Annotated in this window: 17 protein-coding genes and 1 other RNA gene; 16 read left to right on the forward strand and 2 right to left on the reverse strand. The window is 38.1% G+C overall.

Annotated features, from left to right (window positions below; translation table 11 throughout):
- Positions 1-7 precede the first annotated feature (7 nt).
- From EPJ90_RS03770 to alr, 7 genes are all read left to right on the forward strand, one after another.
- Complete coding sequence (locus EPJ90_RS03770) at positions 8-1,504, forward strand: hypothetical protein (RefSeq protein ID WP_161636598.1); 1,497 nt, start codon at positions 8-10, stop codon at positions 1,502-1,504.
- Between the two features lie 139 nt (positions 1,505-1,643).
- Positions 1,644-2,105, forward strand: coding sequence for a transporter (locus tag EPJ90_RS03775; protein WP_125164636.1), 462 nt, complete (start codon positions 1,644-1,646; stop codon positions 2,103-2,105).
- A 2-nt stretch (positions 2,106-2,107) separates the two neighbouring features.
- On the forward strand, positions 2,108-2,608 hold the full coding sequence (locus EPJ90_RS03780) for a DnaD domain-containing protein (protein WP_125164635.1): 501 nt from the start codon (positions 2,108-2,110) through the stop codon (positions 2,606-2,608).
- Positions 2,605-3,225: an endonuclease III gene (nth, locus tag EPJ90_RS03785; RefSeq protein ID WP_161636597.1), complete on the forward strand. Its 621-nt coding sequence runs from the start codon at positions 2,605-2,607 to the stop codon at positions 3,223-3,225. Before EPJ90_RS03780 ends, nth begins: the two co-directional genes overlap by 4 nt.
- Positions 3,222-4,544, forward strand: a complete 1,323-nt coding sequence (locus EPJ90_RS03790) for a UDP-N-acetylmuramoyl-tripeptide--D-alanyl-D-alanine ligase (protein WP_161636596.1) — start codon at positions 3,222-3,224, stop codon at positions 4,542-4,544. Before nth ends, EPJ90_RS03790 begins: the two co-directional genes overlap by 4 nt.
- The gene (locus EPJ90_RS03795; protein ID WP_161636595.1) at positions 4,545-5,561 is read left to right on the forward strand and encodes a D-alanine--D-alanine ligase family protein; all 1,017 of its coding nucleotides are present in this window, start codon (positions 4,545-4,547) and stop codon (positions 5,559-5,561) included. It abuts the gene before it with no gap.
- The gene (gene alr / locus EPJ90_RS03800; RefSeq protein WP_125164631.1) at positions 5,558-6,676 is read left to right on the forward strand and encodes an alanine racemase; all 1,119 of its coding nucleotides are present in this window, start codon (positions 5,558-5,560) and stop codon (positions 6,674-6,676) included. The genes EPJ90_RS03795 and alr overlap by 4 nt, the downstream gene beginning before the upstream one ends.
- Positions 6,677-6,729: 53 nt before the next feature.
- Here the strand turns inward: alr and EPJ90_RS03805 are convergent, their stop codons facing one another.
- Together EPJ90_RS03805 and recU are read right to left on the reverse strand one after the other, a co-directional pair.
- The gene (locus EPJ90_RS03805) at positions 6,730-9,786 is read right to left on the reverse strand and encodes a transglycosylase domain-containing protein (protein ID WP_200542674.1); all 3,057 of its coding nucleotides are present in this window, start codon (positions 9,784-9,786) and stop codon (positions 6,730-6,732) included.
- On the reverse strand, positions 9,783-10,364 hold the full coding sequence (gene recU, locus EPJ90_RS03810) for a Holliday junction resolvase RecU (RefSeq protein WP_161636593.1): 582 nt from the start codon (positions 10,362-10,364) through the stop codon (positions 9,783-9,785). The genes EPJ90_RS03805 and recU overlap by 4 nt, the downstream gene beginning before the upstream one ends.
- 126 nt (positions 10,365-10,490) lie before the next feature.
- Here recU and EPJ90_RS03815 point away from each other — a divergent pair, with 126 nt between their 5' ends.
- The 9 genes from EPJ90_RS03815 (at position 10,491) to EPJ90_RS03855 (ending at position 20,459) form a co-directional block, all read left to right on the forward strand.
- Positions 10,491-10,805 (forward strand): DivIVA domain-containing protein, encoded by a 315-nt coding sequence (locus EPJ90_RS03815; RefSeq protein WP_013852834.1) that lies wholly within the window; start codon positions 10,491-10,493, stop codon positions 10,803-10,805.
- A 15-nt stretch (positions 10,806-10,820) separates the two neighbouring features.
- Positions 10,821-11,143, forward strand: an RNA gene (rnpB, locus tag EPJ90_RS03820) — RNase P RNA component class B.
- A gap of 129 nt (positions 11,144-11,272) precedes the next feature.
- Positions 11,273-12,202 (forward strand): helix-turn-helix domain-containing protein, encoded by a 930-nt coding sequence (locus tag EPJ90_RS03825; RefSeq protein WP_237558265.1) that lies wholly within the window; start codon positions 11,273-11,275, stop codon positions 12,200-12,202.
- Entirely contained in the window at positions 12,202-12,795 is a 594-nt protein-coding gene (gene pgsA, locus EPJ90_RS03830) for a CDP-diacylglycerol--glycerol-3-phosphate 3-phosphatidyltransferase (protein WP_125164628.1), read from the forward strand. The genes EPJ90_RS03825 and pgsA overlap by 1 nt, the downstream gene beginning before the upstream one ends.
- Positions 12,796-12,826: 31 nt before the next feature.
- Positions 12,827-13,852 (forward strand): recombinase RecA, encoded by a 1,026-nt coding sequence (gene recA, locus EPJ90_RS03835; protein WP_200542676.1) that lies wholly within the window; start codon positions 12,827-12,829, stop codon positions 13,850-13,852.
- A 112-nt stretch (positions 13,853-13,964) separates the two neighbouring features.
- A complete protein-coding gene (rny, locus tag EPJ90_RS03840) occupies positions 13,965-15,521 on the forward strand; it encodes a ribonuclease Y (protein ID WP_161636590.1) in 1,557 nt (518 codons plus the stop codon).
- Positions 15,521-16,285 carry a TIGR00282 family metallophosphoesterase gene (locus tag EPJ90_RS03845; protein ID WP_125164625.1) on the forward strand — a complete coding sequence of 255 codons (765 nt, stop codon included), beginning with the start codon at positions 15,521-15,523 and terminating at the stop codon, positions 16,283-16,285. Before rny ends, EPJ90_RS03845 begins: the two co-directional genes overlap by 1 nt.
- A 143-nt stretch (positions 16,286-16,428) precedes the next feature.
- Positions 16,429-18,087 (forward strand): ribonuclease J, encoded by a 1,659-nt coding sequence (locus EPJ90_RS03850; RefSeq protein WP_161636589.1) that lies wholly within the window; start codon positions 16,429-16,431, stop codon positions 18,085-18,087.
- Positions 18,088-18,101: 14 nt separating this feature from the next.
- On the forward strand, positions 18,102-20,459 hold the full coding sequence (locus EPJ90_RS03855; RefSeq protein WP_200542677.1) for a DNA translocase FtsK: 2,358 nt from the start codon (positions 18,102-18,104) through the stop codon (positions 20,457-20,459).
- Positions 20,460-20,630: the final 171 nt, after the last annotated feature.

Below are 20,630 nucleotides of genomic sequence, written 5' to 3' on the forward strand. Positions count from 1 at the left end.
GTGAATCATGAAAAAAATATTAAAATTAGTTGTTGTGGGGCTCATGACGGTCCTCTTATTACCGTTTAATGCGAATACAGTTCATGCCGCAAGTGGCAGCATTTCTATCTCAGGACCTTCATCACTTGCGCCCGGAGAAACTGGGTATTATACACTCACATTCAGTGCTAGCGAAACTGCGTATTTTTCATATAATACGTCTGTATCAAACGGTAGTGCGGGCGGTGAAACATCCAGTGGTGCGTTTGGAAGTGGAGAGAGTAAAACTGAAAGTGCGAGTATTTCTGTAACTGCGGGATCAAGTGGAACGGTTGTGATCTCAGTCTCTGGTGTTGCTGCAACGACGTCGGCGAATGCTTCAGAATTCTCAATTGGAGGATCGAAAGAAGTTGCAATCGTTGCATCTTCAGGTGGGGGAAACTCATCGGGAAACGGTGGATCATCAGGAGGGTCAACAGGAGGTTCGACTGGTGGGTCATCAGGTGGGTCAAGTCAAGGTGGTGCAGAAGCGCCATCAAAGACACCTGAAGAACTCAAAGAAGAAGCTGAACAAGCAGAAAAAGAGCGCAAGGAAGAAATTGCGAAATCATTTTTAGTTGAGTCTATCGATATTATTTCCAGTGATACCAAACTTTATGGTGAAACGTTAAAGACAATAAAAATCGAAGAAGGTAAAACAGAATACGAGTATACATTACCTAAACGTGTCAATAAAGTTCTTTTAGATGTTGCCTCAACCGGCAATGATGTTACCTTAACGTTTGACAAAGAGTATGAATTCAAAGATGACGTAAAAGAGCATGTTATCACCGTTCGTGGTGCTCAAGAGGATGTCGTGAAGGAATATAAAGTCACATTAAAACGTAATTTAGATGAACCCACAGTCGTAAAGGTTGATGACCACGATGTGACGGTTTATGAAGATGAGATGTTAGATCGCTACATGGAATCAATTGGATTTAAACAAGCCGAAATCAAAATTGGGGACCAAAAAATCAATGGGTTTGGTAACGGTAATCTAAAAGCGATGTTAAGTCTTGAGAATGGCGAAGCATCATGGCGTGTATTCAGCAACGATGATGCCTATCTCGGGGATGCGGTTATGATGATGCGTTCTGAGAAAGAACCATTCTTTATCCAATCAACAACAAATGGTAGTGACCATGAAAAGGTTAATAAAGCGACGTATGTTGACCATACCTTGGACTTGGATAAAAAAATTCTTGAAATTGATCCAGAGTTGAAATTTAAACAAACTTATAAAGCTTGGGATTTAGAAGATGAATCACAGTTGCTCTATGGTATCAATTCTAAAGGGAAACAAGGTTTTTATAATCTAGATGTCGACAAAAATATCGAATGGTCCGTTGTCGGTTTTGATCACGTCGATAATGCTTATGTTACAGCTACTTGGGGACTTTCTGGTGCACTTGCTGTTGTATCAAGTGGGTTGGTTGCAAGTGTATTAGAACGAAAAGGCATCCTTAAATTTAAGAAAAAATAACTGAAGCAATTCAGTTTTTTTTTACGCATAAATTATCGAAGTGGCACCGTGATAAAAAGAAGTTTGATTTCAAGAAATTCCAGTGGAATGTCCGCCGTTTTCATTGTAATTATGGTAAAATAATGATTGAGGTGTGAACATGAAAAATAGAGTTAAAGCATTTTCAACAAATGTATTTTTGATTTTTTTAATCGTTTTGACAATCTATATCGGCTATGTAGGATTTATTGGTGGACCTCGCCGTGCTTATGAACGTGAAGATCAATTACATGTTGAAGCGATGATGAAATTAAAAGGCTATGAAGAGGCTCGCTTATTGAGTCGTTTTTCACTTGATCAAGTTTATTACATAACAGAAATAAAAGAAGATGAAGGCTCTAAAATTGTGTGGTTCAATAAAGGTTTAGATGCTTTCGGTGAACATGAAATGATTACCTATGAGCCGGTTTATGATTTGGCAGAGTCAATGGGCATTTCAAGTCGTAAAATTCGTTTGGGTGTCTATAATGACAAACTTGTATATGTATTAAAAACTAAAAATAAAGAAGTATTTGTAGATGTTGATGACTTATCCGTAGTTTTTGAATTGGAGGACTTTTAGTTATGTGGTGGAATAAGGCTTATATTAATCGCCGTGATTGGATTTTAGAGAATTTGGGTTCGCTGAAACTGACGCCTACCCAGACCCTAGTTTTATTAATGATTGATTTCTTGAATCAACAAGATGCTCCGATTACGCTTGAACTGTTGGCAGAACGTACGGCTTTAGACAGTCAAGTTGTGGATGAAACAATCCATGATTTAGTACGCCAGAATATTCTTGCGATTAAGGTATCGAAAGATGCCCTTGAGTTTAACCTTGACGGACTATTTCAAGACGGGGTTCGATATGAATACGTTAATGAAGGGATTTTTGAGGTGTTTGAATCGGAATTTGGACGATTGTTGTCTCAAAATGAGTTGATGACTCTTAATACATGGTTATCAAAATATTCGGAAGCCGATATTTTGGACGGTTTAAGAAATGCTGTGATCTATAAAAAAGTATCGATGCAATACATCAATGCAATCCTTGCGAATAAGCAAAAAGAGCGTTTAGGATGACCGTAGCTGAAATGATTAAAATTTTGGATGCTGAGTTTCCAAATGCGAAAAGTGACTTGGATTATCGCAATCCTTTTGAATTGTTGATTGCAGTTACTTTGTCGGCTCAGACAACCGATGTTGCAGTGAATAAAGTGACACCTGCCCTCTTTCAAGCTTATCCAACGCCCGAAGCACTTGCACAGGCAGATGTTAAAGTGGTTGAGTCGTATTTAAAGACGATTGGTTTGTACCGAAACAAAGCGAAGTATATTGTCGCATGTGCTCGGATGCTTGTTGAGGATTTTAATGGGGAAGTTCCCAGAACACGCACTCAACTGATGAAATTACCGGGTGTTGGTCGAAAAACAGCGAATGTTGTTTTAGCGGAAGGTTTTAAGCTTCCCGCAATCGCAGTGGATACGCACGTTGAACGTGTTGCCAAACGGCTAAAGCTTGCCAAACCAAATGATTCGGTAGAGGATGTTGAACGTAAGTTAATGCGTAAAATTCCGCGAGAGGATTGGGCTCGTGCTCATCATCTCTTATTATTATTTGGACGTTATCATAGCACCGCACGAAATGAGCGGGATGCTTTTGAGTTATTAGAAGAATTAAAGGAGAAACATCAATTATGAAAAATTTAAAAACCGATATCATTGCGGATTGGGTAAAAGGTTCTGTATTGGGTTCAGCGCAAATTCAAGGGGTTAAGGTCGATTCACGTACTGTGGAAGCAGGAGATTTATTTGTGTGCTTAAAAGGGGCTCGTGTAGATGGTCATGATTATATTGAAGATGTGATTGGTAAGGGAGCTGTAGCGGTTCTTGTTGATCATAAAATTGATAATCTTGATGTATGTCAGATTATCGTTGAGGATACAATGGTGGGCTTACAGATGTTTGCGTATGCATACCGTGAAACGTTAAATGCGACATTTATTGGTATTACAGGCAGTAATGGAAAGACTTCGACGAAAGATATTCTCTTTAGTATTCTAAGTCGTGTTGGAAGTGCTATCGCAACATACAAAAATCAAAATACTGAAATTGGAACTTACCTCAATCTCTTTCGCATGAATGAGGATACAGAATTCGGTATTTTTGAAATGGGTCTTGATTATGTCGGGGATGTCGCTGTCATGGCTGAATGTATTCGTCCGGATGCAGGACTTGTAATGAGTTTAGCACCAGCACATATGATGAATTTTGAAAGCATTGAACACATTGCTTCGGAAAAAATGAGAATCTTCGATTTTGTGACGCATAAAGATTTATCGTTTTACCAAGGAGATTTTGAACACTATCGTAATATAAGCCATGGTGAGCACACTTTTGGTTTTAATCAAGATAATGAATGGATTGTGTCAGATGTCGCTTCAAATAATGATGGCATCACATTTAAAGTAGATGGTATTGAATATTCAAGCAATCTTTTAGGGAATCACCAAGCGAGCAATTGTGCTGGGGTAATTGCCTTAATGCGTAAACTTGGCGTTGATGATGGACTTATTCGTGAGGGTTTGAATCACGTTGCATTAACCTCCCTAAGAACTGAGCTTGTAAACAAAGGGAATGCATTAGTCTTGTTGGATGCATACAAGTCCAATCCAATCAGTGCGAAATATGCTCTTGATTTGCTTGCACACTATGAATTTGAAGGGGAACGTATTGCTATCTTGAGTGATATGGTTGAGTTAGGTCCTGAAAGTCAACGTGCACATCTTGAAGTTCTTGATTGCATCCAAGATTTAGATATTAAAAGGGTTCATACATTAGGACCAGAATTTAATAAAGCGATTTCTCAACGTAAACTTGATTCGTCGCGATTCACAAATGATGAAACGTTTGAGGCATTTGTGGCACGGGTCACACCCTGTTTTAATGAGCATGCGATGATATTAATTAAAGGATCACGTTCGTATCAACTCGAGCGTTTAATGGAAGAGGTAAAGTAAATGGATAAGTTACAAGTGGCATTAGTTTTTGGATCAATTAATAGTGAACATGATATTTCAGTTGCAAGTGCAGCGTCTGTATTTGAACATTTTCCTAAAGATAAGTTTGACTGTGTACCTTTATACATTGGCAAAGATGGAAAATGGTATACGGGTGATTATACATTAGCGATGATGCAATCAAATAAACTTGAGGGACATCGTGAACTTTATTTACAATTTAATTATGATCGTCCCGGTTTTATTTATGCAGATGATCAAAGTCTCTTACCGGTTGATGTGGCATTTCTAATGTTACATGGTCGTATGGGTGAGGGGGGACAAGTTCAAGGACTCCTAAAATGTGCAAACATTCCTTTTACAGGCTGTGATGTACTTTCTTCCGCACTATGTATGGATAAAGGCTTTACACATATAATCTGTGAAGCAGCAGGCATTAATATGGCTGATTATCAATTAATCACCCATATTAACGATATTGATATTGAAAAAGTAACTTATCCTTGTATTGTGAAACCAAGTCGTGAAGGGTCTTCTTTTGGTGTGACCTATGTGCGTAATTATGATGAATTACTGAAAGCATGTTTGTTTGCGTTTGAATTTGATACCCGTGTTCTCATTGAAGCGTATATCAAAGGAACTGAGGTCGGTCTCGGTATTCTTAAAACCGATCAAAAGATGATTATCAGTGAAGTGGACCAGGTTAATGTTTCCGGTGAGGTGTTTGACTTCCAAGAGAAATATCACCCACATGCAACCGAGACACTCCCTATCTCTACATTCCCTGAATCGGTCCGAAAAGAGGTACAGCGTTTGGGTGAGCTTGCATTCAATGTTTTAGATTGCGCTCAATTCTCGCGTATTGATTTCTTTGTAACTGAAGATCATCGTATTTTCTTAAACGAAATTAATACAATCCCAGGATTTACAAGTTCATCACGTTATCCGGGAATGTTAGACCGTGCCGGTGTAAGTTATCCAGAATTGATTACCAAAATGATTGAGGATTTACTATGATTAACAACTGTACTGTATTTGTAGACGAACAAAAAATCCTGAACAATACTGAAAAACTGCGTGAAATTATTAAACCTGAAACGAAAATCATTGCGGTCATTAAAGCCAATGGTTATGGTTGCGGTCTTGTGGAAGTAGCACATACTTGTGAAAAGATGAAAATTGATGTACTTGCAGTTTTAAACATTGAACAAGCCCGTGACCTTCGATCCCATGGAATTACGACACCGATTCTTCTTCTTGGTGCTACCCTCGAGTCAAATTTTAAGTATTTGATTGAGTATGATTTAATGCAAGTTATTGTTAATCATGACTATGCATTAAAACTGAATCAATTTGGTCTTGACCACGGTGTTAAAGTTAAAACACATGTAAAAGTTGATACAGGCCTTCATCGCTTGGGTATGGAAGATTATGAAGAGATTAAGACTTGTTATGCACTTGAGGGTCTAGAAGTTTGTGGTATTTACAGTCATTTTGTGGAAGCGCAGTCTTATGATGGAGATGCAGTTGCATTTTCAATGCTTCAACTTGAACGTTATAAGACAGTTATTGAAAAGCTCCATCAAGATGGCATTGATCCAAAGATGACCCATATTCAAAACAGTCCTTCCATCCTTAATTTTGGTGATTTAGGCTTTGATGCAGTTCGTTGCGGTATGATTATGTTTGGTCTCTATCACCCTTCACAACTGGAGATGTCTTTAAATGCGGGGTATGAACCCGTCCTATCTTTTGAATCACGCGTTTGCATGGTGCGTGAGCTTAAGAAAGGGGAGTATGTAGGTTATGGTCGCACATTCCAAGCAACGCACGATATGATGCTTGCTACGGTCTCAGCAGGCTATTGTGATGGGGTTATGAAGTCCTTGTCCCTCAATGGTGGTCATGTTGTTATTAATGATACACTGTGTCCGATTGTGGGTGATATTGCGATGTCTCAATTTATGGTTGATGTGACCGGAGTTCCTTGTGCGCTGGAAGATCGCGTGATTCTCTTTGGTCATGAGAAGCAAACAATTTATGATTACATCGCAATCACAGGACAATCGATTAATGAATTAATCAGTCATATTCTTTACGATATTCCTCGAATCTATATACATAAAATCTAAGAGACAATCCGTCTCTTTTTTTTATGCACGCAAAAAAAGAAGGCCGAAGCCTTCTATTTAAAGTTTACAACAACTTGAGATCCTTCATGATCACTTAATCTGAATGAACTCATCGCCGTACCATCTACAGTAAAGGAATCAATTATTCCAGATGCTTTACCTTGTGTGTCAACTGTGAGATATCCTGCATCAGCTGCACGCTTGAGATTAGAACGAAGATAGTCACCCGAAGCAGTGATTTCTAAATCGGTGACATTAACACTGATAACAGTTCCAGAATAATCACCCGGTTTTACATTTTTACCAAGGATATTTGGATCCGAGGAAACAACTGATTTATATTTGTTTCCTTCGAGAACATAATTTGCTTGAATGAGGTCTCGATTAAAGCCTGCTGCCACCATTTGTTCTACAAAGTCATTAAATGCAGTTCCTGCAGAGGGAACTAAAACACTAATTTCCTTGGCATCAACGGCTGTACAGACTACATTACTCTTCTTACCGGTACTCTTATCAAAGGTGTAGTAAGAACATGCCTCAATTTTACCTTTTAAATTCTCAATCGTTACTGAGATTTCTTGATTTGGTCCTTCGGTCATCGATTCAGCGATGGGTTTACCATCAACACGAATTTCAGATTTATAGCGCACGGCACCAAAGAGCCATGATGGATCATACAGACGTTTTCCATCAACCGTACCACCACTTGGATAGTTCATGGTTATGGTAGATGGTGCAACGGTTAATTGCGACGCATCGGGATAGGTTGCCATCTTAATATCAAAATTAAATTTATTTCCTTTTTGATTCATCATAACTTTATGATCACTGAGTGCTGCTAAGTCTTTTGGACTCGCTTCGGCAAGTTTTAAGAAATCACGTTTGATATAACCTGTAGCAAGGAGGCTTTGGTCCATACCTTCTACTGGCGCTTGATATGGGAATGTTCCCAAGATATGTTGAATATCGGCAACTGAACCCGGGCGGGCAACATCATCACCAGCACCATAGGATTCTTCAATGAGTGTTAGGAGGTAACTGTTGAGTTTACCTGTAAGATTTTGTGATGCTTCATCAACACCGTACTCATCGATGAAGTAAGGATTCTTCTTATCTTTTGAGTCAAAACCAGTCCATGTCGCAATACTGTATTCCGATGTTGCGGTAATCATGAGACGGTCTTTAATTGAATTTCGTGGAACACCTGTAGCATCAGCTGTTTCATCATCATATTTATTCGTTCCAGTTTTACCAAATACAGGGTAGTTACGACGTACTGGCGAGATAACCGGGTTATATGAACTTTCAACTGCATATTTCATAATTCGAGTTGTAAGCCATGCCGATGCATCCGAAATAACAGGTGTTGCAGTGTGCGAAGGAACATAAGGTTCCCGATCACTATCCAAGAACTCGATTCGAGTGACTGTATGAGGCTTAATATAATTTCCATCATTAAACATAACAGCATTGGCACCCGCCAATTCAACTGGACTTACAGTGAAGGTTCCATCACCAATCGCGAAACCAGGACGGAAATTATCCTCGGATACAGAACTGAATCCAAGTTTATTTAAATATTCGACCATCTTTTCATTACCAATGGTATCAATTGTACCTTGTGTTGCTTCAAGGGCAGGAATGTTTCGTGAATCGGCAACGGCCATCATCAATGGAACTTGTCCTAAATAGCGTCCATCATAGTTTCCAATTAGAATATCCGTACCACGATAATTCATCGGTGCGTCTAAGAACACATGTGATGTCGCAAGACCTTGATATTCAAATGCAGGTGCATAAGCAATATGAGGCTTCATAACAGATGCAGGTGAAGAGTTTCTCGCAATGGCGCGGTTATGAAGGAATGCACCATTATAATCGAAACCACCTACAATCCCAGCAATTTCACCGGTATGGTTATTAAGAATAACCGAACCAACTTGAATAGGTCGGTATTCATTTTTTTCTTCATCAACCAATGAAGGGTTTAAATCTGTAATTTTACGATTTTGGAAATCATCAATCCCTTTTTGCACGGTAGGATCCATACTTGTATAAATATTCATGGAAACTTTTCCTGGATCAAGACCCGTAAGTTCTTGGGCTTCTTGATAGGCGACATCGATAAATGCTTGATACTCAAACATTTCGCCTTCGGAAGCAGATGATTCAACAAGTAAATCCTCGACGCGTACTGCTTTCGCAAGTTGGTACTCTTCATCAGTAATATATCCGTGATAATTCATTAAGTAGAGTACTTCTTTTGTACGTTCGTCGGCTGCTTCAATGCTGTAGTAAGGGTTATTCACACTCGGTGCATTAATAACACCAGCCAAGAATGCAGCTTCAGTTAAGTTAATTTCAGAAAGACGCTTACCAAAATATGCTTGGGCCGAAGCATCGGCACCCATTGTACGTGGAACACCATAATTAATCATATTAATATAGAGTTCAAAAATCATTTTTTTGCTAAGAACTTGTTCACGTTCAAGTTTAGTAGAAAGATAAATTTCTTGCAGTTTACGGTTTACACCCGTTGCTGCATCTTCATTTTCCATAAAATACTGGTTTTTAATTAATTGCATTGTGAGTGTCGACCCACCTTGACCAAAACTAATCGAACCATGTCTTAACGAATCAAGAAGATTGGAAAGTGCTGCTTTGGTAAAGCGTGGAACATCCCAACCGCCATGGACAAAGAAACGAGAATCTTCAACCGCAACAAATGCATCAATTAACGATTGAGGCACTTGATCAAATGTTGTAGGATCGGATTTCTTTGCAGCAGTATTATAAATAGGCTCCCCATTCTTATCAAAAATGGTTGATGCGGATTGTGTTAAAAAGTCATCTTTTTTTAATACAGGTGCATTTTTCATGTTTTTTACGGTAAGTGCACCGACGCCTGTAACGCCAATAATTCCGATTGATACACAAACAATTAAAATCCATGCGACAATGCGTTGTCGTTTCAGTTTTTTCTGTTCAGGTGTTAAGGGTTTTTTATCTTTTTTTATTTTTGTTTTCTTTTGAGAACCATCCGTATTATTTGATGATCCACGCTTAATATGTGGAATCTCAGGTTCGTTTTTACTTTTTCTATTTGTCATAGACACTCCTTTATATAGACTCTATTAATAATGTCAAGATAATGACAAGGTATTTGATATGTACTTTCAAGTTGATAACCGACAGATCGAATCCACGAAAGGGGTAACGACCGAACATGTTTCTCACTGATATAAGGTACAAAGTCTTTTGCAAAGATCAAATACGTCTCATCAATCGTCCAAAAACGAATGATAAGAAATGCTATGGCACCATGCCGTGAAACCGCAGCAAGATGATCGAGCTGATGTTTATGAAGCGCAGCAAGTGGGAACAAGGTTTTGTTCTTGGTTTCTTTTGCTTCAAAATCAAGAGCGTATCCCTTATATACACCTTGATAATCGGTCGTGGATGCCTGTCTAAAATAAGCTTCAGTGATTTTTGCTTTGTTACGTGAAGGGTAGTCAACATTGACGATTTGAATCGGCGTAGGTTTTTTATGAACTACCGCCATGTCCTTCATAAGATAGTGGTCATTGGTCTTGTTGATATCTTCTTCAAGACTCATACCACGTCTACTTGTAACGCCAGTACCACTGGGTTTGTTGTAAGTTTTTTTTCCAGTTGGATATTGAATCATCTAATCACCAACAATATTATACTATAATTCCCATCAAATATCATATACTAAAAATCTTGGGGGAAAGCGGAGGTTTCCTATTGAACTTCAAACGGTTATTTGTAATAATAGATGAGAGGTGAATTTATGGCACAAAAATTAACGACGCAAGCAATCCTGGATAAAGAGTTCCATGTGGACTTTAAAGGATATAATGCAGTTGAAGTTGATCAATTCCTTGATCAAGTAATGCACGACTATGAATTCTTTGAAGGCATTATCAAAGAACAAAAAGAGTTGTTAGATCGATATGAAACCACATTAGGTCAACAAAAACGCATGCTTTTAGAATATGAAGGAAGAGATCGTGTGTCTAAGGATATGCCAACTCAATTCAGTCATGTAGACATTCTAAAACGTGTTTCACGGCTTGAGGAAGCGGTCTTTAATAATAAAAAATAAATCTTACTAACACGAAAGATAATCGCTGCAGTAAAATGTAGAGGAAAGTCCATGCTCGCACCACCTGAGATGGTGGTAGTGTTTGTGCTCAGTGAATCAATAAGCTGAGGTATAGAGGCATCTATAACGGCAGACCAAAATCCTAAGGGAAACTATGGATGGAGGCTATAAAAGTGCCACAGTGACGAAGTTTCTAGGGAAACCTAGGAAGTGGAACGAGGTAAACCCCATAAGCGAGAAACCCAAAATTGGTAGGGGAACTCACACTACTGAAATGAAGGTAACGTGAGACGTTTTTAAAACGTAGATAAATGATTATCGCAACAGAACATGGCTTAATGAGTGTTAATGCATTTAGGAGTAGAAATACTCCTTTTTTTAATTTCACAAATGCACACGTATTACATTGTAATAAAGTGTAATGATTGTTATAATTATTTTATATGTGTAAGGAAGGTGAGCATAACTTGGAAAAAATTGGCTTAATACTACAAGAACGCCGTAAAGAACAAGGTTACTCATTAGAAGAAATGAGTGTTAAAACGAAATTATCAACCGTACAGTTGAGTGCAATTGAAGAAGGAAATATTCAATTTTTCAAAGACGATTTATCGTATTTGAGCTACTTTGTACGTTATTATGCGAATGCTTTAGATATTGATTATAATGAATTGCGAAGTGAGTTGGATGATACGATTAATGCGTATACAGATTCCATTACGGTTTCACAAATCAAAAAGCAAGATGAAATTACAAGCAATGTCCAAAAAAAATCGAAGCAAGCTAAAGTTAAGAGCAAACCCGCATCGAAAGGCCGTAAGAAAATGGATTTACAAACAATTGCGATGCTCTTGTTTGCGATTGCGATTCTCGCACTATTATTCTTTGGTGGTTATAAATTATTAAGTGGAAGTCTCAATGTCAAAGATCCGATTGAAGATCCAGGAAGTACCATCGTAGTTCCAAAAGAAGATCCAAAAGAAGATGAGAAAGAAGATGAGAAAAAACCAGAAACCGAAAAGCCAAAAGAACCTGAAAAGACAAAACTTGAAGTCGCTCAAAAATCGATTGAAGGATCAAGTGTTGTTTATGAAGTGAAAAACTGGGTTAAGGATGAAAAAGCAACGTTTGATTTTGAATTCCATAATGCTTCTTGGACCTCTTTTACCGAAGATGGCCAACAGCTTGCAAATCCAGCTGCTAAGATTTTTAATGCTAATGAGAAAGCAAGTGTTATTCTCAATGTTGCGGATGGGAAGTCACTGGAAGTAACATTTGGTTACATGAATGGTAATGAGATTAAACTGAATGGTGAAAAAGTCGAAATGGATGCATCAATTGCAACCTTACCCGACTATGCAACAATTACCTTCAAGTTTGTTGGAGGAGCTAACTAATGAATATCGCAAATAAACTAACCGTCTTTCGAATTATTCTAATACCAATTATTGTATTGGTGGAATTATTTCCTTACAGTCATTTTGGGATTACGGTTCCCTACATAAATATTGATACCGTGATGTTGTCGTATAAAAATATTGCAGTGCTTGTACTGTTTGCGGTCGCATCCTTTACGGATTTCCTTGATGGTTATCTTGCACGCAGTCGTAATATGATTACTGTATTTGGGAAGTTTTTAGATCCAATTGCAGACAAACTTCTTGTAAATACATTATTTATTATTTTCGCCTACCAAGGCATTGTTCCTGTTGTAGCAGTCTTAATTATGATTTGGCGCGATACCATTGTGGATGCAGTGCGAATGTTACTTGCTCAAAAAGGAATGGTTATGGCTGCTGGGTATTTAGGTAAGGTAAAGACTGTTGCGCAAATGATTGCAATTATTTTAGTCTTACTCAATAATCTGCCATTTGAGTTATATCATATTCCAGTTTCATCGATTGCAGTATGGTTTGCAACCTTGATGTCAGTATTAAGTGGGGCTTCGTATGTAATTCAAAGCCGTTCATTCTTTACAGAAAGTATGTAGTCTTTGTTTAGTTTCATATATGGAGGATCGTATGGAAGACGCAAAAAAAGATAAAGTTCTTGATGATGCAATAAAACAAATCGAAAAACAATTTGGTAAGGGTTCAATTATGCGCTTGGGTGATCGAGCTGCGGTTGATATTGACGCTATTAGTTCAGGATCGCTCAGTTTGGATGCTGCACTTGGAATTGGCGGATACCCTAAAGGTCGTATTATTGAAATTTATGGCCCTGAATCAAGCGGTAAAACAACGCTTGCATTACATGCGATTGCGGAAGTGCAAAAAGCGGGTGGTAAAGCTGCATTTATCGATGCTGAAAATGCGATTGATCCTATTTATGCTCAAAATTTAGGTGTTAACATTGACGATTTAATTCTTTCACAACCGGATAGTGGTGAACAAGGATTGGAAATTGTGGATGTCTTAGTTCGTAGCGGTGCTGTTGATTTAATTGTCGTTGATAGTGTTGCGGCACTGGTACCACAAGCGGAACTCGATGGTGAAATGGGTGATGCTCAAGTCGGTTTACAAGCACGAATGATGTCTAAAGCAATGCGTAAGCTATCCGGTGGCATGAACCGAGGGGAATGTACCGCAATTTTCATTAATCAGCTTCGTGAAAAAGTGGGAATTATGTTTGGTAATCCTGAAACAACACCAGGTGGCCGTGCGTTGAAGTTCTACTCTTCAGTTCGACTCGATATTCGTCGCAGTGAACAAATTAAACAAGGGACGGATATTGTTGGGAATAAAGCCAATATTAAAGTCGTAAAAAATAAAGTAGCCCCACCTTTTAGAACCACACAAGTTGAAATCATTTATGGTAAAGGTATTAGTTATATTGGTGAAGTCATTGATCTCGGTGTTCAATATGACTTTATCAATAAGAGTGGATCTTGGTATTCTTACAAAGATGAGAAAATCGGACAGGGTCGTGAAGCGGTTCGAAGTTTCTTAGAAGATAATCCTAAGATAACAGAAGAGATTGCTGCACAGATTCGCGAGATTATTTTACCGAAACGTGAAGTTTTAGAGAAAAAAGAGGATAAAGAATGATAATATATATCATTCTTTTTTTTGTCCTTGTGGAATTCACATTAATAAAGTATTATATAGGTATTAGGAAACTAATTTTTAAATATTTTTTTAATAAAGAAAGAGGAATAGAATGGACAATCAACTATTATATTCCGTCTTAACTGGTATTATTGTTTTTATTTTGACAATTTTTGCGATGATTGTCGTGAATAAATTAGGTTTAAACCGTTCAAAGGAACGTGCAAATTCATTAATTAAAGATGCTGAAGAAAAAGCAGAATCAATAAAAAGAGAAGCACATTTAGAAGCGAAAACTCATGCTTATGAGATCAAACTAAATGCTGAAAAGGAACTTAAGGGGCAGCGTAAGGAACTCCAAGAATATGAAAATAAATTGGATCGCCGTGAAGAAAATCTAAATTTTCGCGATGCAAACTTAGTGACTAAAGATAAAGAAATGTTGAATAAGCAACGTGACTTAGAGGCTAGAACTGCCAAACTAGATAAGATGGAGCAGGCGTTAATCGAACGCACAGAGGTTCAATTAAGAGAATTAGAACGAGTTGCTCATATGCCTGCATCAGAAGCAAAAACAGAACTATTCGAAGTTGTTGAAAAACAAATGGAGCAAGAAGTTCTTACTTACATTCGTGAACAAGAAGAAATGGCTCATCAACGGGCTGAAGACATCGCAAGAAACATAATTTCTCTTGCTATTTCGCGATATGCACAAGAAGAAACAACGCAACGGACCTCTTCGGTCATTACCTTGCCAAGTGAGGAAATGAAGGGCCGTATTATTGGTCGTGAAGGACGTAATATCCGTGCATTTGAAAATGCAACGGGTGTCGATCTATTAATCGATGACACACCTGAAATTATTACATTATCATGTTTTGATCCAATTCGTCGTGAAGTTGCACGAATGGCATTGGATACGCTTATGACTGATGGTCGAATTCAACCAGGTCGTATTGAAGAAGTTGTTGATAAAGCACGTAAAGAACTTTATCAAGTTATTAATAAAACGGGTCAGGATACCTTGTTTGATTTAGGTATTAGTAAGATGGATAAAGAAATTGTAACCATTCTGGGACGTCTGAAATATCGTTATAGCTATGGTCAAAATGCCTTGGCTCATAGTATTGAGGTTGCGAATTTAGCGGGGATGATGGCCGCTGAACTTGGCTTAAATCAAAAACTTGCGAAGCGTGCAGGTCTGCTCCATGATATTGGTAAGGGTCTTGATTTTGAAATCGAGGGTAGCCATGTGGATTTAGGGGTGCGTTTAGCGAAGAAACATAATGAACATCCAATTGTGATTAATGCAATTGCATCACATCATGGTGATACTGAAGCAACCAGTGCGATTGCCGTACTTGTCGCAGCGGCGGATACATTAAGTGCAGCACGACCAGGCGCACGCTTTGAGTCATTTGAAAATTATATTCAACGTCTTGAAGAACTTGAAGCGATTGCATCAACTCGTGAAGGAGTTCAACGTGCATTCGCAATTCAAGCAGGTCGTGAATTACGTGTTATGGTTGTACCAGATGAAATCGATGATCTTCAAACGGTAAAACTAGCACGCGATATTCGTCAACAAATAGAAGAAGAACTCACATATCCTGGTCAAATTAAAGTGACTGTGATTCGTGAATTACGCGCAATGGAGTTAGCTAAGTAATGAAGATATTATTTATAGGTGATATCGTAGGAGCAAGTGGTCGACAAATTGTTGTTGACCACTTACCTATGTTAAAAGAGCAATACGAAATAGACTTTACGATTGCAAACGGTGAAAACAGTGCACATGGTAAAGGCATTACAAAGAAAATATACAATCAATTAACCGAAGCAGGTGTGGAGTGCATTACAATGGGAAACCATACATTTGCGAAACGCGAAATTATCGATGATTATGATGCATGTCCGAATCTATTGATACCTGCGAATATTGAACCCATTGATTTTGGAAACTATTATAAAGTTTTTGATGTTCAGGGAAAACAAATTTGTGTGGTAAACCTCTATGGTGAAGCATTTATGAATCGTGTGGGTGATCGGCCTTATCCTTATATGGACTGGCTTTTAGAAAATACGGAGTATGATTACTACTTTGTAGATTTCCATGGAGAATCGACCAGCGAAAAGATGTTATTTGCACATATTTATTCTGAAGAAATTGATGCGATGGTTGGAACCCATACACATGTTCAAACTGCAGATGAACGTATTATTGGCCAGGTAGCCTATATTACGGATGTCGGAATGTGTGGCGCTTGTGATAGTGTTATTGGACGTGACATTGATGAGTTGTATGATCGCGTAATATTAAATGAAAAAACACACTTCAAAGTGGCCAAAGGTGATGCATTCTTAAATGCTGTAGTGATTGATGTTGATGATAAGACGATGAAGTCGAAGTCAATTCAAAGAATTGCAATTTAAAGTAAGTAAAACCAAGCCTTGCTTGGTTTTTTTATTGAAGTTTCTGTGCAAACATTAGTGCTTCGTTTTTAAGTGAAGGAAATCTAGTGTATAATATAGGAAATGGTTTACATCATAATAGAAATTAATTAAAAGGAGATTTTATGGATAAAATTCGTTTTCTCGCATTAGGAGGTCTTGATGAAGATGGCAAGAATATGTCGGTCATTGAGATTAATGACGAGATTTATGTCGTGGATGCAGGTTTAAAATATCCACAAACTGATCAATTGGGTGTCGAAATTGTCATTCCCGATTTATCATATTTAAAGAAAAATAAAAAGCGTGTTAAAGCAATTTTTATCACACACGGTCATGATGACGTAATGGGTGCACTCCCATATCTTGTTAAGGAAGTGAATGCACCGGTATATGCAACGCCGCTTATTGCGCTTATGATTGAAGATTTGTTTAAAGAAAATAAAGTAAAGAATGCACACATTCACAAAATTAAACGCAACAGCCGTTTTAAAATTGGTGAGCGTCGTTTTGTAGCTTTTGGGTTGACACATTCAATTCCAGATACATTTGGAATTGCAATTGATACGGATCAAGGATATGTCGTCCATTCGAGTGAATTTATTATTGATTTTGATGTGCGTAATCAAGGATTTATGTGTGATGTCGCAAATATCTCTGAATTGGGTAAAAAAGGCGTATTCTTATTAACTGCTGAATCGGTAGCTTCAAAACGCCAAGGATTTACTTCGCCTAATCACCGTATTTCAAAACGTATTGAACGTGTTTTTGAAGAAACAAACGAGCGCATTCTTGTGACGTTGTATGAACAAAATATTTACCGACTCATTGAAGTGATTGAAACGGCTCAAAAATTCAATCGTAAAGTGTTTTTCTATGGCGAGAAGCAACGTCGTTTGATGAAGCATCTTGAACGTCTAAATTACTATCATATGCCTAAAGGTCTCGAAATTAAACCTGAGAAGTTTAATAATGAAATCAAAGATGTCGTGGTAATTGTGTCTGATATTGGCCCTAGCGTTTTTAATAAAATGGGACGCATTGCGATGGGTGAAGATCAACTTGTTGAAGTGAATGAAAACGATAACGTGATTGTCGCTTCTCCAGTTGTTCCAGGTACGGAAGCCGTCGCGGGAGCTATGATCAATGAATTGTATAAAGATGGCGTTAAAGTAATGTCCTTAAACTATAAAGATGTTATGCCGATGCATGCATCTGTTGAAGATTTGAAAATGATGATTGCGCTTCTTAAACCGAAGTATTATGTTCCAGTTAAAGGTGAATATCAAAATCTTGTCGCAAACGCAGGTGTTGCGGTTGATATGGGTATTAGCGCTGGTAATATTGTAATCTTGGATAACGGTCAAGTCGCAGAGTTTGATGAGGGTCGTTTAAAAACGACATCTGAAATCTTAAAACTTGAAGATATGTTAATCGATGGCAAAGACCATTTAGATACATCGGGATTGGTGCTTCGTGATCGTCAAACACTCGCTACAGATGGATCCATTATTGTTGGTATGGTTATCAATAACAAAACGAAGGAAATTCTGGGCGGACCGGATGTGCAATCTCGTGGTGTTATCTACCTAAAAGACGCAGATAACATTATGAAAGAAGTGGGTGTCATTCTTGAACAAACCATTCTTAAACTTGTTGAGAAGCACAAATATGATAACGTTACAGCGCGTAATGAAGCACGTGATGTTATTTCTAAATACATTTATAAACAAACAGGGAAACGTCCGATGATTTTACCTGTTATTATTGAAATTCATATTTGATAAGGGGTGATTGCGTGAGTTCTAAGGGAAAGAAAACAAAAAAAGAACAGCTTAAACAACAAGAGCTCATTAAATTTGTCGTTGAACTCTCTGTAATTGCACTTGCAATTATTGCGATGTTTGAATTGGGTGTTGTTGGCCGCTTTTTAAATCAATGTATGCGTATTTTAGTGGGACAATATCCGATGCCTTACCACATCTTAATCATTGGGATTACAGGATACAAAATGATTGGAACGGATACGAAACATAAAACATGGCGTTTTTGGACCGCCGTGGGTCTGCTTTTTACTGCAATGATTCTTTCCGTTAATTTCTTTCTACAACCCCAAGCGTCCGGTTTGTCCGTAATCTCGGAGTATTTTAATCGTATTCCGAAGATTTTTATGAATTCAAATGAGAATGCTTATGGTGGTGTTGTGGGCGCAGTTTTATTTGGACTGTTGTCATATCTTGTGGATCGTGCAGGTGTCTTGCTTTTTGTAATTGTGCTAATTCTAAGTGGTCTTGCGCTCTTATTTACACCAAGAGAAATGTTGCGAAGTGCACAAAAGAGTACTGATGCAACCAAGTCTGCCTTAGAAAAACGTCGTGAACAAAAAGAAGCGAAGCGCCGTGTGAAGGCAATGCAGGAAAAACAAGCGGAACTGGATGAAAAATTAAATGAGTACGCAAGCGAAGCAGAACCAACAAAAGCCGGTTTTATTTCGTTTGATGCTCCCAATGTGGTGAAAGAATCAGTCACAAAATCACCGTTTATGACAATGGATGATGTCAATGTGCCTGATTCTTCCGATGCTACGCCGACAACGGATTTAGAAGAAAATCCATTTGGATTTAAAAATGCAGGATTAGATCCGGTTTCCTTATCGGATAAAACCAGTACCCAACAAGCACTGGAACAAGGAGAAGATTTTAGAACGAGTTCATTTGAAAATTACAAAGTTCCTTCCATTCACTTGTTGGAGGCGGGACGTGGATCAAATACATCCAAAGCGAATGTAGCCAGTGCTAAAGAAAAAGGGGAACGGTTAATTGCGGTTTTAAAACAGTTTGGAATTGATGCAGCGCTTATGGATATCCATATTGGTCCTGCCGTAACGAAATTTGAGTTAAAACCTGACAGCAATGTGAAGATCAGTCGGATTGCATCGATTCAAGATAACTTGATGATGGAACTGGCAGTAAAGACTTTGCGTATTGAAGCGCCGATTCCAGGTAAAAGTGCGGTTGGGATTGAAATTCCAAATGTTGAGATGGTCCCAGTTAAAATGAAAGATGTTGTGATGGGGTCATCACAATTTATGTCAGAAGATAATGTAAATGTTGCACTGGGTAAGGATTTAACAGGAAAACCCATTACGGTGGCTTTGAATAAGATGCCTCACCTACTTGTTGCGGGTGCAACAGGGAGCGGTAAGTCGGTATGTATGAATACCATTATTACATCCATTCTGCTCACCAAGTCTCCTGAAGATTTAAAACTTCTCTTAATTGATCCTAAAAAAGTAGAATTTACACCTTATACTGAAATACCTCATTTAATTGGTCCGGTTATTGATGATCCGCATAAGGCATCAGCAGCTTTGAAAGTTGTTGTTGAGGAGATGGAACAACGTTATGATTTATTTTCAAAAGCTGGGGTGCGAAATATTGGATCTTATAATGAGAAAGTGAAAGCCTTCCCTGCGGAAAATCTGTCAAAATTACCGTGGATTGTCGTTATTATTGACGAGTTGGCAGATTTAATGTCTGTTGCCGGTAAAGAGGTTGAGACAAGTATTCAAAGAATTACTCAACTTGCGCGTGCTGCGGGGATACATCTTATTGTCGCGACGCAGCGACCATCCGTGGATGTTGTAACAGGAATCATTAAGGCAAATATTCCTTCGAGAATTGCTTTTGCGGTGTCAAGTGCAATTGATTCGCGTACCATCTTGGATGAGACCGGTGCCGAAAAATTGCTTGGATATGGCGATATGTTGTATGTACCAATGGGTGAACCGCATGCAATTCGTGTTCAGGGATGTTATGTCAGTGATGACGAAGTTAAGAAAATTGCGGATAAAGCAAGTGCCCAAGCAAAACCACGATTTGATGATTCCTTTATTAAATTAGATGGTGTTGATGGAAACCAAGGGGTCTTGGATGTGGAAGAAGATCCACTTTACCAAGAAGCTCAAGAATATGTTGTTCGTCAGAAAAAAGCATCAACATCTCTATTACAACGCCGTTTTAGAATTGGATATAATCGCGCAGCCAATATGATCGATGCCTTAGAACAAAATGGTGTCATTGGTCCAGCTCAGGGTAGTAAACCCCGCGATGTTTATTTAAAATTAGATGATCTTGAACAAGAGAGCGCTTTATAGCGCTTTTTTATTTGTCTCCATTACCTTATATTTGTCATTTATCGTTAAATATATGGGAGTTGTGTTAAGTTTATGTATATTACGAGAACAAATTGTGCGAATGTAGTGAAATTTTCTTAAAAATAGTGTATATTGATACCGTTAGTCTAAATTTTTATATTTGGATTCATG

Origin of the sequence: Erysipelothrix sp. strain 2 (EsS2-7-Brazil), assembly GCF_016617655.1 — a bacterium.
Classification (GTDB): Bacteria; Bacillota_I; Bacilli_A; order Erysipelotrichales; family Erysipelotrichaceae; genus Erysipelothrix; species Erysipelothrix piscisicarius.